Source organism: Nocardioides panaciterrulae (genome assembly GCF_013409645.1).
Lineage (GTDB): Bacteria > Actinomycetota > Actinomycetes > Propionibacteriales > Nocardioidaceae > Nocardioides > Nocardioides panaciterrulae.
Genome location: NZ_JACCBG010000001.1, coordinates 1,872,520 through 1,887,037, shown reverse-complemented (window position 1 = coordinate 1,887,037; position 14,518 = coordinate 1,872,520). Strand labels below are relative to the sequence as shown.

The window sequence follows — 14,518 nt, the reverse complement described above, 5'->3', positions numbered from 1 at the left end:
CTAAACGCCGCCACCGACAGGGCTTATTCCCGAGCCAACCGCCGGGCGTGCCGCGGACCGCGGGCCGGCCGCTCCCGGTCCTCGAGGTAGTCCTTGAGCGCGTGCCAGACCCGCTGCTCCTGGCGCCGGCCCAGCCAGGCGAAGAGCGGTCCGAGGAACCCCGTGCCGCGGGGCGGGTGCACGTCCCACTCCCAGCTCATCCGGGTGCCGCCCGGGCAGGGGTCGAAGTCGATGGTGCCGTCCACGAAGGTGCCCTCGGCCGCGGTCAGCATCCCCAGGTGCCGGGGCCGCACGTAGTCGACGAGCTCCACCGAGATCGGCACCTCGTGGGTCCCCGAGCGCGCCGCGGCCCGGAACCGGGTGCCGGGGCCGATCGGCCCGGGGGTGGCCTTCTCGGAGCGGATCATCTGCGGGTTGTAGGTCGGCTCCTGGGTCTGGTCGGCGACCACGTCGAACACGGTCTCGACAGGGCGGGCGATCTCGATCGTGCCTCGGATGTGGGCCATCGGCGTCTCCTCGTCGGGGTCGGGGGTGGACGTCGTCCACGAGCCTCCGGCGTCGGCGCGGTGCTGCGACAGGTGCGAAGGTCCCGGCCACCCGCGCCCCCGGGTGGGTGATCCGTGATCCGTTCTGGGGACGCCGGACTCCGGTACGGTTCCCGGGTCCGGCCCGCGGTGGTCGCGAGCGGCACCAAATGAGGAGTTGTGATGGGTTTTCGGGGGTCTGTGGAGAGCGCGCTGCGCCAGTACGCCACGTTCCGGGGCCGCGCGCCCCGGGCGGAGTACTGGTGGTTCTACCTGTTCTCGGTCCTGGTGGGGATCGCGGCCAACATCCTCGACGGGGTCCTCGGCACCAACCTGCTCAACCCGCTGGCCAGCCTCGCGCTGCTGCTGCCCTCGCTCGCGGTCGGCGTCCGCCGGCTCCACGACAGCAACCTGTCGGGCTGGTGGCTCCTCGCGCCGATCGTGTGCGGGATCGTCGCGCTGGTCCTGATCTTCGCCGGCGTCGGTGCGGTGATCGTCGACGCCGCCGGCGGCGGGAACAACCGGCTCACCGGCGCCGCGGTCGCCCTCCTCCTGGTGGGCCTGCTGATGGGCCTCGTCTCGTTGGTCGTCGGCCTCGTGCTGATGCTGCGTTCCAGCACGCCCGGCCCGAACCGCTTCGGCCCCGACCCCTACGGCCCCAACCCTTACGGCCAGGGCGGGAACCCGCCGTACGGCGGTCCGGGCGCGCCCTACGGGGACCAGTACGGCCAGTACGGCCAGAACAGCGGCCAGTACGGCCAGAACAGCGGGCAGCCTGCTCCCTACCAGGGGTACGGCAACCCCTACGGCGGGGGCTCCCCGGACTACGGGGACCGGTCCGGTCCGCGGTGAGGACCGATCCCCTCGCCGGACTGACTAGATTGTCGGCGTGACCTCACGTGCCACACCCGTCGCGCAACGACTCGTGCGCTGGGGCCGGCTGACCTTCCTCGGCGTGCTGGGCGTCCAGCTCGCGCTCGCGATCGGGATGTCCCTGGTGGACTCCTACCGGCGCCGCGGCAAGAAACCGGGCCGGTTCCCGGTGACCGCCCCCCGCACGGTGTCCATCGGCGACGGGACGGTCACGACCTACACCTTCGGCCGCGACCTCTACGCCGACATGCTCGCCGCGATCGAGGGCGCGCAGATGCGGATCCTGTTCGAGACCTACATCTGGAAGGCCGACGAGATCGGGGAGCGCTTCAAGCGGGCGCTCGCCGACGCGGCGGCGCGCGGCGTCGAGGTCCACTGCATCTACGACGGCTTCGCCAACCTGGTGGTCTCGCCCCGGTTCCTGCGCTTCCCGCCGACCATGAAGGTGCTGCGCTACCCCGTGTACGCCGCCGGCTGGCGCCCCTTCGACCTGCGGCGCTACGGCCGCGACCACCGCAAGATCCTGGTGGTGGACGACGAGGTGGGCTTCGTCGGCGGCTACAACATCGGGTCGGCCTACGAGACCGAGTGGCGCGACACGCACCTGCGCATCACCGGACCGGCGGTGTGGGACCTCACCCGCGCCTTCGTGGACTTCTGGAACCTCAACCGGCGGCGGTTCGTCGGGGCCGACCGGCGCCCGCTGCTGCTGGAGACCTCCTCCACCTGGGAGCCGCGGGTCCGGTTCCACCGCAACGTGCCGCGCTTGTGGATGTTCCCGATCCGGTCGATGTACCTCGAGGCGATCAACCGGGCGAGCCACAAGCTCTGGATGACCCACGCCTACTTCATCCCCGACCAGGACTTCGTCGACGCGATGAAGGCCGCGGCGCGGCGCGGGGTCGACGTCCGCCTGCTGGTGCCGCTGAAGTCCAACCACATCGTGGCCGACTGGATCTCGCGCGGCTACTTCAGCCAGCTCCTCGACGCCGGGGTGCGGATCTTCCGCTACAAGGACGCGATGGTGCACGCCAAGACCTCGACCATCGACGGCACCTGGGTGACGGTCGGCACCGCCAACATCGACCGGCTCAGCCTCACCGGCAACTACGAGATCAACGTCGAGCTCATCGCCCCGGACGTGGCCGCGGCCCTGGAGGAGATCTTCGCCACCGACCAGGCCAACAGCCTGGAGCTCACCAGCGGCGAGTGGGAGGCGCGCGACCTGCACCGCAAGTTCACCGAGTTCGTGCTCGGCCCGCTGCGCCCGCTGCTGTGAGCGCACTTCGCCGCGGCCGCGGCCGCAAGCCCGACCCGTCCGTCATCGACCACACCGAGCTGGAGAACCCATGAGCATCCCCGACGTCGTCCGGCTCCACCCGACCCCGGAGCAGTACGCCTACGCGTTCGGAGGCCGCGAGCCGCTGCTGACCGTACGGCCCGGCAACCTCGTCGAGCTCACGACCGAGGACTGCTTCGGCGGCCTCGTGCGCGGCGTCGACGACCTGCCCAGCGCGGTGTGCACGTTCCCGTTCCTCAACCCGGTCACCGGTCCGATCGCCGTCGAGGGCGCCGAGCCCGGCGACACGCTGGCGGTGCACTTCGTGGACATCCGGCCGGCCCGCGACTGGGCGGTCTCCGCGACCTTCCCGCTGTTCGGGGCGCTGACCGCCACCCACACCACGGCCATGCTGCACCCGGCCCTCGAGGAGCGGGTGTGGATGTACGACGTCGACGTCGCGGCCGGCGTGTGCCGGTTCAGCGCCCGCAGGTCGGACCTCACCGTGGAGCTCCCGCTGGACCCGATGCACGGCACGGTCGGTGTCGCCCCGGCCGCAGGCGAGGTGATGATGAGCATCACCCCCGCCGCTCACGGTGGGAACATGGACACCCCGGAGATGCGGGCCGGCACCACGGCGTACTTCCCGGTCAACGTGCCGGGGGCGATGCTCTCGATCGGCGACGGGCACGCCCGCCAGGGCGAGGGCGAGGTGTGCGGCACGGCCGTCGAGGCGGCGATGGAGACCGTGGTCGTCATCGACCTGGTCAAGGGTCTCGCTCCCGCCTCGCCGCGGCTGGAGAGCGACACCCACCTGATGACCACCGGGTCGGCCCGCCCGCTGGAGGACGCGTTCCGGATGAGCCAGCACGACCTCGTGACGTGGACCGCGGACCTGTTCGACCTCGAGGCGCTCGACGCCTACCAGCTGGTCAGCCAGGCCGGGCTGGCGCCGGCGGGCAACGTCGTGGACACCAACTACACGATGCTGGGCAAGCTGCCGAAGTCGCTGCTGGACGGCCGGACGGCGTACGACGGGCTGCACGACCGCCTGCGCGGCGTCGCGGAGGAGTACCTGCGCAGCCGTTGAGCCTCAGCGGGCCGGCTTCGGGATGTCGATCACCGAGCTGAGCGCCAGCGCCTTCGCCTTGTCGCCACGCACCTTGAGCTGGCCCTTGAGCACCCCGGTGACCGGGTTCAGGTGGCCGGTGGCCAGCCGGAGGTAGTCGTGGCCCTCGCAGGTGACGGTCGCGTCCCGCTCCTCCCCCGCGTCGCCGGCCGAGACGGTGGCGACGCCGCCGCGGACCCGCACGACGTAGCGCTCGACCTCGCCGGTGGGGTTGCCCAGCAGCCGGAACCCGATGGTGAGGTCGGCCTTCGCGGCCCTGCGCTCGTCCACGAAGTCCGGCAACCGCCGGAAGATCTCGCCGAGCACGATCGGACGGAAACCGGAGGCCATCACCTTCTTCAGGTGCTCGCCGCGCACCTCGCCGAGCACGGTCGCGACCTCGACCGGGTCCAGCGTGGTCGGGTCGACGGCGATCTCGCCGGTGCCGGGCACCCGGAAGATGCCGCCGACCGCGAGCGCCAGCAGGGCGTCGCCGTCGATGTCGAGCTTGCCCCGGAGGTACTCCAGGCCGGCGTTGAGCTGGCCGCTGACGATCCGCACGAACCGCAGCACGCTGGTGCGCAACACCACGTCGGTCGGCTCGGTGGCCGACAGGCCGCGGCGCAGCACCATGGTGCCCGCCTCGAAGACCAGACCGTGCCTCTCGAGCAGGGTGCCGCGTCGTTCCAGGTCGAACCGGACGACGCCGCGCAGGTCGGCCAGCCGCTCGGCCACGGCGTACTCGTGGAGGCGGGCCAGGATGCCCTCGACCGCGGCGGGGCGGACCTCCTCGCGCGCGATCAGTGCCAGCAGCTCCTCGTCCCCGGTCCGGCGGACCTCGGCGACCAGCGCCTCGGGGTCGATGTCGGCGAAGAACGCGGTCGCCTCGGTGTGGCTCGCGGTGCGCAGGTGCTCGAGCCCGGTCGTCATAGCGACACCGTACCGGCGGTACGCCCGCTCAGCGAGGGACCCGACGGGTGACGGACGCCGGCAGGTGGGTGCGCGGGGCCATCCGGGCGCCGTGCCGGGGGCGGTGCAGCCCCGCGATCGCCACGAGGGCCTGGACCCGGCCCCGGTGCGGCCGCCAGGGCTCGAGGAACTCCTCGAGCTCCTGGTCGTCGAACGGCGTGCCGGTCAGCGCCCAGCCGATGTCCTTGGCCACGTGGTAGTCGCCGAACGACACGGCGTCGGGGTCCCCGTGGGCGCGCTGGCGCGCCTCGGCGCTGGTCCACACGCCGATGCCGGGGAGGCTGCGCAACCGGCGGTCGGCCTCCTCGTGGGGCAGCCCGACGGTGCGCTCGAGGGCGTCGGCGACCCGAGCGGCCTGCACGAGGGTCCTGGACCGGGCCGGGTCGACGTGCATGCGCAGCCACTCCCAGGAGGGGATCACGCGGAGCTGCTCCGGGGTCGGCTGCACCCACAGCCGCTGCTCTCGGCCCGGCCCCGGCGCCCGCTCGCCGAACCGGTGCACCAGCATCCGGAAGCCGGCGAAGGCCTCCTGCCCGGTCACCTTCTGCTCCAGGATGGCCGGCACCAGCGACTCCATCACCAGCCCGCTGCGGCCGACCCGGACCTCGCCGTACCTCCGCAGCGCCTCGGCGAGCACCGGGTGCCGCGGCTCGAACCCGCTCGGGTCGTCCGCGGCCCCGAGCAGGTCGGGCACCGACGCCAGCGCCCACTCCGCACCCGGGCCCCACGCCTGCGCGTGCACCTCCGCGTCCGTCGGCCGCGCCCGCAGCACCAGCGTCGCCGGGCCGTCGGGCGTCCGGACGCCGCGCCAGTGCCGACCCGCGGCGTCGAGACGGTACGTCGGATCGCCGGCTCCGCGCCGTCGGTGGAGCAGCATCCGGCTCACCGGGCAGTCGAACCCGGGGCGCCAGATCCGCTCCCGGGGCTCCTGCGACGTCACGGCGGCACGTTAACCGACGCCACCCCCGCCCGCTGCGGCCCCGTCGGGGCGTCGGTGGCACCCGGCACAATGACGACGTGCTGCTCGCCGACGTCGTCGCCACCTCCAACGCCGTCGCGGCGACCCGGTCTCGCAAGGCCAAGGTCGCCGCGATCGCCGAGCTGCTCGCCCGGGCCGCGCCCGAGGAGATCGAGACGGTCACGGCGTACCTCGGGGGGACCCTGCGGCAGCGCCGCACCGGCCTCGGCTGGCGCAGCCTGGCCGAGCTGCCGTCGGCCGCCGAGGCGCCGGCGCTGGAGGTGCTGGAGGTGCACGCGGCCTTCGAGACCATCGCGGCGCTGGCCGGGCCCGGCTCGCAGGCGGCCCGGACCGCCGCCGTGGCCGAGCTGTTCGGCCGGGCCACCGTCGAGGAGCAGGCCTGGCTGCGGGGCGTGGTCACCGGGGAGGTGCGGCAGGGCGCGCTCGACGCGCTGGTGCAGGAGGCGGTGGCGCTGGCCTCGGGCGTGCCGCTGGCCGCGGTACGCCGGGCCGCGATGCTGGTCGGCTCCACGGTCGCGGTCACGGTGGCGGCGATGACCGGCGGCGAGGCCGAGCTGGCCGGCCTCGGCCTGCAGGTCGGCCGCCCGGTGCTGCCGATGCTGGCCTCCAGCGCCCCCGACCTCGACGCGGCGCTGGTCAAGGCGGCCGGCGTGGACGGCGGCGAGGTCGCGGTCGACGTGAAGCTCGACGGCATCCGCATCCAGGTGCACCGGGACGGCGACGAGGTGCTGGTGGCCACCCGGAGCCTGGAGGACATCACCGCCCGGCTGCCCGAGGTCGTGGCGGTGGCGCTGTCGCTGCCCGCCACCCGGTTCGTGCTCGACGGCGAGGCGATCGCGCTCGACGACCGAGGTCGGCCGCGGCCGTTCCAGGAGACCGCAGCCCGCACCGCCCAGCGGGTCACGCAGGAGGGCGGGGTCGCGGTCACGCCGTACTTCTTCGACGTGCTCCACCACGACGGGGAGGACCTGCTCGACGCCCCCGGCGCCCACCGGCTCGCGGTCCTCGGCCGGCTGGTGCCCGAGCAGCACCGGGTCCCCCGCCTCGTCACCTCCGACCCCGAGGCGGCCCGGTCCTTCCTGGCGGGCGCCCTCGCGTCGGGCCACGAGGGCGTCGTGGTGAAGAACCTCGCCGCGGCGTACGACGCCGGCCGGCGCGGCGCCGCGTGGGTGAAGGTCAAGCCGGTGCACACCCTCGACCTCGTCGTGCTCGCCGTCGAGTGGGGCAGCGGCCGGCGCCAGGGCTGGCTGTCGAACATTCACCTCGGCGCCCGCGACCCGGCGACCGGTGGGCTGGTGATGCTGGGCAAGACGTTCAAGGGCCTCACCGACGAGACCTTGCGCTGGCAGACCGAACGCTTCCTGGAGCTGGAGACGCACCGGGAGGGGCACGTCGTCCACGTCCAGCCCGAGCAGGTCGTCGAGATCGCGTTCGACGGCGTGCAGCGCTCCTCGCGCTACCCCGGCGGGATGGCCCTGCGTTTCGCCCGGGTGCTCCGCTACCGCGACGACAAGGGCCCTGAGGAGGTGGACACGGTCGAGACGGTTCGGTCGTATTCGCGAGTGCCGGACGCCGGCGCCGGTCCTACGCGGTGATGCCGAACAGGTTGGCCTCCGGTCTGCCAGCACGCCAAGTCGGTGCTGCACGGCGCCAGGATCCCGTCGAGATCGGGGCCGACCGCTAGCACGCCCGGGGCAGCCGGTGTTTGCGGCGGATCCCACCCACCAGGCAGATCAGATCCGCCGCAAAGGAATCGCGATCGCAGTCCACAGACCGCAGACCGCAGGCCGGTGTCAGGTCGGGCGGCTGGCCAGCGCGAGCGCCGAGGCGACCAGGTAGTCCTTGACCTGGTCGGGCGAGATCGAGCCGACCGTGGGGATGCCGGGGGCAGCCTCCTTGACCAGGATCCCGACCCGGGCCAGCTGCAGCGCGCCCAGCCCGCTGGCGTAGAGGGTGTTCGCGAGCAGCGTCGGGTCGTCCACGGTGAAGTCGCCGCTGGCCACGCCCTCCTCCAGCACGCCGCCGAGCGTCGCCAGGCACGAGGAGATCCCCCGGCCGAGCCGGAAGAGCGCGCCCTCGGAGATCTCCTCGAGCAGCTCGGGACCGCTGCGCCGCATCAGCGCCTGCGCGCAGTCGGTGAAGGCCGGGTGGGCCACGCCGTAGTCGACGAACGCCCCGACGAGCGACGCCAGCCGCTCGCCGGCATCGCGGTGACCGGCCGCGGCCTCCTCGAGCTCGCCGCGCAGCTCGTCGAGATAGGTCACCAGGGTCAGGGCGAAGAGCTCCTCCTTGCCCGTGAAGTGCCGGTACACGATCGCCCGGTTGATGCCCACCGCTCGGGCGATGTCCTCGATCTGAGCGTCCCGCACCCCGCGCTCGTCGAAGAGCGCCCGGGTCGCGGCCAGGATCTCCCGCTCGCGCGCCCGCCGTCGTGCCGCGGCGGCGGAGCGGCGGCCGTCGGTCGGCGGGCTCTCGTGGGTGGGCATGACGCCATCGTAGGAAGTGCAACGCGGAGTTGCACGGCCGTGGCACGAATGTCACACGATGGCCCGGACTCAGTGCGGCCGGTGGCCCCGCCCGTGTCCGTGTCCGTGTCCGTGCCCGTGCCCTCGCCCGTGCCCGTGCCCGCGGTGCGCCTTGGGTGGCTTGCGGTGATGCCGCTGCGCGCGGTGGTGCACCCGGGGGTGGGGCGTCCGGGTGACGCGCGGCACGGCCGGGGACGGAGCGGCGGTCGAGGAGGTCACCGCGGCCGGGGCCGGCTTCTGGGCGACGGCCAGCGTGACCGTGGCGCCGAGCGGCAGCCGACCGGTGGGGCGGACGCCGACGACGCGGCCGGCCCTCGAGCCCTGCGTGCGGGAGGTGCGCTCGGGCACCAGCCCGAGCGCGACCAGGTCCCGGGCCGCCCGGCGCCACGACTCCCCCAGCACGTCGCTCGCCTTCAGGTCCGTGCGCCCGGAGGCCACCGACAGTGTCACCACGGCGCCCTGATGGACGGTCGAGCCGGGCGGCACGTCCTGCCGCAGCACGGTGCCTCGGTGCGCCGCCGGGTCGTCCACGACCTGCCGGCGCGCCTCGAGGTCACGACCGTCGAGTGTCGCGCTCGCCGCCGTCCACCACTCACCGCGCAGGTCCGGAACCCTCGACGTGGCCGGCCGGGCCGCCACCAGCGCCGACCCTGCGACCGCCGCGACCAGCACCCCGGCCGCGACGTAGGCGCGTCGGGACCGGAGCGCCGGACCACGCACCGCGGCGACCAGGCGCCGGGCCGCGGGAGGCGGCAGCACCACGGTCGTGGGGACGGCGAGGCCGGCGGCGCGGACGGCGACCTCCGCCGCGTCCTTGGGACGCTCCTCGGGATCCTTGGCGATCAGCTGACCGACCAGCGCCCGCACCGATGCCGGGACCTCCGCGCCGAGCTCGGGCGCGTCCTCCAGCAGGTGCGCGAGGGCCGTCGCGACCTCGGTCTCGCGGCGGAACGGCTTGCGCCCGGTCAGGCACTCGTAGGCCACCATGCCGAGGGAGTAGAGGTCCGACCGCGGCGTCGCGGACCGGCCCTCGGCCTGCTCCGGGCTGAGGTAGTCCACGGTGCCGACGATGGTCCCGGTGCGCGTCAGCGGGTCCGCACCGCGGGTGCGGGCGATCCCGAAGTCCACGATCACCACCCCACCGTCCTCGGTGAGTAGCAGGTTCGCGGGCTTGAGGTCGCGGTGCACGATCCCGGCCCGGTGCGCCGCCTGCAGCGCGTCCGCCACCTGCGCGACGATCCGCATCACCTCGGCGGGCGGGAGGGTGCGGCGCTCGGCCAGCACCTGCCACAGCGAGGCACCCGCCACGTGCTGCATGACGATGTACGGCGTCGGCCGGCCACCTGCCCCGTCCGCGGCGGGCTCCTCGCCGTAGTCGTAGACCCGGGCGATGCCGGGGTGGGCAAGCGAGCCGGCGAGCTGTGCCTCGGCACGCATCCGCTGCCGGTCGGTGTCGTCGGCACCGTCGTCTCGCAGCAGCTTGACGGCGACGGGCCGGTCCAGCAGGCGGTCGTGCGCCTGCCGGACCGACCCGCTGCCGCCGGAGCCGATCACCGGACCGAGCTCGTAGCGGCCGTCCGCGAGGGTCTGCGCCACATCCACCACGTCGGCCTCGTACCCGAGTCGCGGCGAGTGATGCGACCCCTCCCGAACAACCGGTCCACGGACGGTGGTCGCCCGCGGGTCGGAACAGTCCGGAGGTCAGCGCTCGAGGATGGCGACCACGCCCTGGCCGCCGGCCGCGCAGATCGAGATGAGCACCCGGCCCTCGCCGCGCTCCGCGAGCAGCTTCGCGGCCACGGTGAGGATCCGGCCGCCGGTCGCGGCGAACGGGTGGCCGGCGGCCAGCGAGGAGCCCTTGACGTTGAGCCGGTCGCGGTCGATCGGGCCGAGCGGCGCGTCGAGGCCGAGGCGCTCCTTGCAGAAGACCGGGTCCTCCCACGCCTTGAGCGTGGAGAGCACCTGGGAGGCGAACGCCTCGTGGATCTCGTAGTAGTCGAAGTCCTGCAGGGTCAGCCCCTGGCGCGCCAGCATCCGCGGCACGGCGTACGCCGGGGCCATCAGCAGGCCCTCCCCGCCGTGCACGTAGTCCACGGCCGCGGTCTCGTAGTCGGCGAGGAAGGCCAGCGGCTCGAGCCCGCGCCCGGACGCCCACTCCTCGGAGGCCAGCAGCACCGCGGACGCGCCGTCGGTCAGCGGCGTGGAGTTGCCCGCGGTCATGGTGGCCGCCTCGCCCTTGCCGAAGACCGGCTTGAGCTTCGCCAGCTTCTCCGCGCTGGAGTCGGCGCGCAGGTTGTTGTCGCGCTCGACGCCGCGGAACGGCGTGACCGTGTCGTCGAGGAACCCCTCGTCGTACGCCGCGGCGAGGTTGCGGTGCGAGGCGGCCGCGAGCTCGTCCTGCTCCTCCCGGGTCACCCGCCACTCAAGCGCGGTCAGCGCGGCGTGCTCGCCCATGGACAGGCCGGTGCGGGGCTCCCCGTTCTGCGGGATCTCCAGGCCGATGTCGCCGGGACGGATGGCGCCCAGCGCCGCGACGCGTCCCTTGACGTCGCGGGCGGCGTTGACCTTCATCAGCTTCCGGCGCAGCCGGTCGCTGATCGCGACGGGCGCGTCGGAGGTGGTGTCGGTGCCGCCGGCGACGCCGACGTCGATCTGGCCGAGCGCGATCTTGTTGGCGACCTCGATCGCCGCCTGCAGGCCGGTCCCGCACGCCTGCTGGATGTCGATGGCCGGCGTCTCCGGCGCCAGCCGCGAGCCCAGCACCGCCTCCCGGGCCAGGTTGAAGTCCCGGGCGTGCTTGAGCACGGCGCCGGCGACCACCTCGCCGAGTCGTTCGCCCTCGAGCCCGAACCGGGCCGCCAGGCCGTCGATGACGGCCGTGAGCATGTCCTGGTTGGAGACGTCGGCGTAGGCGGTGTTGGAGCGGGCGAACGGGATGCGGTCGCCGCCGATCACGGCGACGCGGCGGGTCTCGGTCCTCATGGCCAGACATCCTTGCGCTGCGGCCCTCGGGAGTGAAGGTTATGAGGGGCACGTCACGAAATGTGGACGCAGAGTTACACATCGAGTTGCATGGACTCGGACGACCCAGCCGGCTCACGATCAACGGAGGATCCCGACGCATGAGCGACAAGTACCAGGGCTTCGTGCAGACGCCGATCGGCAAGCTGCTCGTGAAGAACCTCGGCCTGCCCGCCCCCGCGAGGCTGGAGCGCTGGACCGAAGGCGCACCGCTGGTCGACGGCACCGTGCTCGTCGGCGGTCGCGGCCGGCTCGGCGACTCGCTCCCCGAGCTGCTGGACGGCCTCGGCATCGCCTCGGTCCGGTCCGCCGACGCCGATGCGACGTCCGAGGGCGCGACGTACAAGGGCCTGGTGTTCGACGCCACCGGCCTCACCAGCTCCGCCGACCTGGTCGCGCTGCGCGACTTCTTCACGCCGGTGCTGCGAAGCCTGGACAGCTGCCCGCGACTGATCGTGCTGGGCACGCCGCCGGAGTCCGTCGCGGGCGGTGAGCGGGTCGCGCAGCGCGCGCTGGAGGGCTTCACACGCAGCCTCGGCAAGGAGGTCGGCCGGGGCGGGACGGTGCAGCTGGTCTACGTCGCCGACGGCGCCGAGGCCGCCACCGCGTCGACGCTGGCGTTCCTGCTCTCCCCCAAGTCCGCCTACGTCTCGGGCCAGGTCGTCCGGGTCGGCGCGACGGGTACGACGAAGGCCGCCGAGGTCACCGACTGGCAGCGACCGCTGGCCGGCCAGGTCGCCCTGGTCACCGGCGCCAGCCGCGGGATCGGCGAGCAGATCGCCCGGGTGCTGCACCGCGACGGCGCCACCGTGGTCGGCGTCGACGTCCCGCAGGCCGCCAGCGAGCTGCAGTCCGTGATGGGCGAGCTCGACGGCGACCACCTGGTCCTCGACATCACCGCCAAGGACGCCCCGCAGCGGATCGCCCACTACCTGAAGGAGGAGCACGGCGGCGTCGACGTCGTCGTGCACAACGCCGGCATCACCCGCGACCGCAAGCTCGCGAACATGGCGCCGTCGGACAAGGGAGACCGCTGGCAGCAGGTCCTGGAGGTCAACCTGATCGCCCCGGAGCGGATCACCCGCGAGCTGCTCGACCAGGGCGTCGTCCACGACAACGGCCGGATCATCGGCGTCGCCTCCATCGCCGGCATCGCCGGCAACGTGGGCCAGACCAACTACGCGGCCTCCAAGGCCGGCGTGATCGGGCTCGTGGACTCCCTGGCCGGGGAGCTGACGAAGGGCATCACGATCAACGCGGTCGCGCCCGGCTTCATCATCACGCAGATGACCGCCGCGGTGCCGTTCGCGACCCGCGAGGTCGGCCAGCGGATGAACGCCATGTCCCAGGGCGGCCTGCCCATCGACGTCGCGGAGGCCATCGCCTGGTTCGCCAGCCCCGGCTCGACCGCCGTCAACGGCAACGTGGTCCGCGTCTGCGGCCAGATGATGCTGGGGGCCTGATGGAGACCCGTGTCGTGGAGGGCACGCCCGGCGCGCTGCCGATGATGCTGAAGGCCGCGCTGCCCGCGCTCCCCGGGGTCAACGCGCTGCCGGGGGTGCGCAGGAGCGGGGACGACCTGCCCGACCTGGTGCTGACCCGGCACGACGTCGAGGTCGACCCCGGCCACGTGGCGGCCTACGCCCGGGTCTGCGGCTTCCCGGCCAAGGACACGCTCCCGCTGCCCTACCCGCACCTGCTGGCCTTCGGCCTGCACATGGCGATCATGACCGACGGCTCCTTCCCGTTCCCGGCGATCGGCACCGTGCACCTGGAGAACACGATCACCCGGCACCGGCCGATCTCCGCCGGCGAGCGGCTGCAGGTGACCGCCCGCGCGCGGGACCTGCGCCCGCACGCCAAGGGCAGGGTCTTCGACATGGTCACCACCGTGCACTCCGCCGGCGAGCCGGTGTGGGAGGAGACCTCGACGTTCCTGCGCCGCGGGCGCGGTGACGCGGCCGCAGACCGCGGCTCGGAGCTCCCCGAGGCACCGCCGACCGGGATCGTGTGGCGGCTGCCGGCCGACCTCGGCCGCCGGTACGCCGCGGTCTCGGGCGACCACAACCCGATCCACCTCTACCCGCTGACCGCGAAGGCGCTGGGCTTCCCGCGCCAGATCGCGCACGGCATGTGGAGCATGGCGCGCTGCGTGGCGATGCTGGAGAACCGGCTGCCGGACGCCGCGACCGTCCAGGTCGCCTTCAAGAAGCCGATCCTGCTGCCGGGGTCGGTGGCGTTCGGGTCCCGCCGGCTCGCGGAGTCCGAGGACGGCCCGGGCTACGCCTTCTCGCTCAGCAGCCCGAAGAGCGGCGCGCCGCACCTGGCGGGCCGGACCCGCGCGGCCTGATCAGTCGCGGGGGGTGACCGGGCGGATCAGGCCCTCCTGGGCGACGGTCGCCACCAGCCGGCCGTCCTGGGCGAACACCCGCCCGATGGCCAGCCCGCGCGCGCCCTGCGCCGAGGGCGACGCCTGGTCGTAGAGCCACCACTCGTCGGCCCGGAAGGGCCGGTGGAACCAGATGGTGTGGTCCAGCGAGGCCATCTGGATCTGCGGCGGCCCCGCCTTGTGCGGCGTCAGCGTGGCGCCGAGCAGGCTCATGTCGCTGGCGTAGGTGAACGCCGCGAGGTGACGGACCGGGTCGTCGCCGAGATCCTCGGTGACGCGCAGCCACATCCGCGCCCGCGCCGGGCGGTCCGGGTCCTCCTCCAACCCGCGCAGCGAGTTGCCGAGGTAGCGAGCGTCCAGCGCGGCGAACTCCTTGACCAGCGACTGCGCCTGGTCGCCGTCCTGCCTCTTCAGCCACAGCTCGGCCAGGCTCATGCCCTCGTCGGGGCCGGGCACCTGGGGCATCACGTCCTGGTGCTCCAGGCCGTCCTCCGCGCGCTGGAAGCTCGCGGTCAGGTAGTAGATCGCCCGCCCGTGCTGGCGGGCGACCACCCGCCGGGTGCTGAACGAGCGGCCGTCGCGGATCCGCTCGACGTCGTAGACGATCGGGATCCGGGTGTCGCCGGGACGCAGGAAGTAGGAGTGCAGGGAGTGCACCGCGAGCTCGGGCGCCACGGTCCGGATGCCGGCGATCAGCGCCTGCGCGGCCACCTGGCCGCCGAAGACGCGCTGCCGGTCGGTGTCGGACTGCCGGCCGCGGTAGAGGTCGACGTCGATCTCCTCGAGCTCGAGCAGCTCGACGAGGTCCTGGGCGGAGGCGGGTGCGGGCACAGGCGGATCCTAGGGACGGG

13 protein-coding genes are annotated in these 14,518 nt (G+C 73.6%); 6 read left to right on the top strand and 7 right to left on the bottom strand.

The features are described 5' to 3' along the window. Window positions 1-23: 23 nt before the first annotated feature. The gene (locus BJZ21_RS08800) at window positions 24-506 is read right to left on the bottom strand and encodes an SRPBCC family protein (RefSeq protein ID WP_179663388.1); all 483 of its coding nucleotides are present in this window, start codon (window positions 504-506) and stop codon (window positions 24-26) included. Window positions 507-707: 201 nt separating this feature from the next. Between BJZ21_RS08800 and BJZ21_RS08795 the strand changes: the two genes are divergently transcribed. The 3 genes from BJZ21_RS08795 (at window position 708) to BJZ21_RS08785 (ending at window position 3,766) form a co-directional block, all read left to right on the top strand. Then, on the top strand, window positions 708-1,376 hold the full coding sequence (locus BJZ21_RS08795; RefSeq protein WP_179663387.1) for a DUF805 domain-containing protein: 669 nt from the start codon (window positions 708-710) through the stop codon (window positions 1,374-1,376). Window positions 1,377-1,512: 136 nt separating this feature from the next. Then, the gene (locus BJZ21_RS08790) at window positions 1,513-2,676 is read left to right on the top strand and encodes a phospholipase D-like domain-containing protein (protein WP_179665602.1); all 1,164 of its coding nucleotides are present in this window, start codon (window positions 1,513-1,515) and stop codon (window positions 2,674-2,676) included. A 70-nt stretch (window positions 2,677-2,746) separates the two neighbouring features. Further along, a complete protein-coding gene (locus BJZ21_RS08785) occupies window positions 2,747-3,766 on the top strand; it encodes an acetamidase/formamidase family protein (protein ID WP_179663386.1) in 1,020 nt (339 codons plus the stop codon). 3 nt (window positions 3,767-3,769) lie between these two features. On the opposite strand, the gene BJZ21_RS08780 is transcribed toward BJZ21_RS08785, so the two are convergent. Together BJZ21_RS08780 and BJZ21_RS08775 are read right to left on the bottom strand one after the other, a co-directional pair. Next, window positions 3,770-4,714 carry an SCP2 sterol-binding domain-containing protein gene (locus BJZ21_RS08780; protein WP_179663385.1) on the bottom strand — a complete coding sequence of 315 codons (945 nt, stop codon included), beginning with the start codon at window positions 4,712-4,714 and terminating at the stop codon, window positions 3,770-3,772. Between the two features lie 28 nt (window positions 4,715-4,742). After that, window positions 4,743-5,693, bottom strand: coding sequence for a DNA-3-methyladenine glycosylase family protein (locus tag BJZ21_RS08775; protein WP_343052053.1), 951 nt, complete (start codon window positions 5,691-5,693; stop codon window positions 4,743-4,745). Window positions 5,694-5,770: 77 nt separating this feature from the next. Here BJZ21_RS08775 and BJZ21_RS08770 point away from each other — a divergent pair, with 77 nt between their 5' ends. After that, a complete protein-coding gene (locus tag BJZ21_RS08770) occupies window positions 5,771-7,327 on the top strand; it encodes an ATP-dependent DNA ligase (RefSeq protein ID WP_179663384.1) in 1,557 nt (518 codons plus the stop codon). Window positions 7,328-7,525: 198 nt separating this feature from the next. Here BJZ21_RS08770 and BJZ21_RS08765 read toward each other — a convergent pair whose 3' ends face one another. The 3 genes from BJZ21_RS08765 to BJZ21_RS08755 form a co-directional block, all read right to left on the bottom strand. Then, window positions 7,526-8,218, bottom strand: coding sequence for a TetR/AcrR family transcriptional regulator (locus tag BJZ21_RS08765; protein WP_179663383.1), 693 nt, complete (start codon window positions 8,216-8,218; stop codon window positions 7,526-7,528). Between the two features lie 69 nt (window positions 8,219-8,287). Then, window positions 8,288-9,862, bottom strand: coding sequence for a protein kinase domain-containing protein (locus tag BJZ21_RS21710; RefSeq protein ID WP_179663382.1), 1,575 nt, complete (start codon window positions 9,860-9,862; stop codon window positions 8,288-8,290). Window positions 9,863-9,958: 96 nt separating this feature from the next. Next, window positions 9,959-11,239: an acetyl-CoA C-acetyltransferase gene (locus tag BJZ21_RS08755; protein WP_179663381.1), complete on the bottom strand. Its 1,281-nt coding sequence runs from the start codon at window positions 11,237-11,239 to the stop codon at window positions 9,959-9,961. Window positions 11,240-11,379: 140 nt separating this feature from the next. Between BJZ21_RS08755 and BJZ21_RS08750 the strand changes: the two genes are divergently transcribed. Continuing rightward, window positions 11,380-12,741, top strand: coding sequence for a 3-oxoacyl-ACP reductase (locus tag BJZ21_RS08750; protein WP_179663380.1), 1,362 nt, complete (start codon window positions 11,380-11,382; stop codon window positions 12,739-12,741). Next, a complete protein-coding gene (locus BJZ21_RS08745) occupies window positions 12,741-13,628 on the top strand; it encodes a MaoC/PaaZ C-terminal domain-containing protein (RefSeq protein WP_179663379.1) in 888 nt (295 codons plus the stop codon). The genes BJZ21_RS08750 and BJZ21_RS08745 overlap by 1 nt, the downstream gene beginning before the upstream one ends. Here BJZ21_RS08745 and BJZ21_RS08740 read toward each other — a convergent pair whose 3' ends face one another. Beyond that, window positions 13,629-14,498 (bottom strand): acyl-CoA thioesterase domain-containing protein, encoded by an 870-nt coding sequence (locus tag BJZ21_RS08740; protein WP_179663378.1) that lies wholly within the window; start codon window positions 14,496-14,498, stop codon window positions 13,629-13,631. Between the last annotated feature and the right edge of the window lie 20 nt (window positions 14,499-14,518).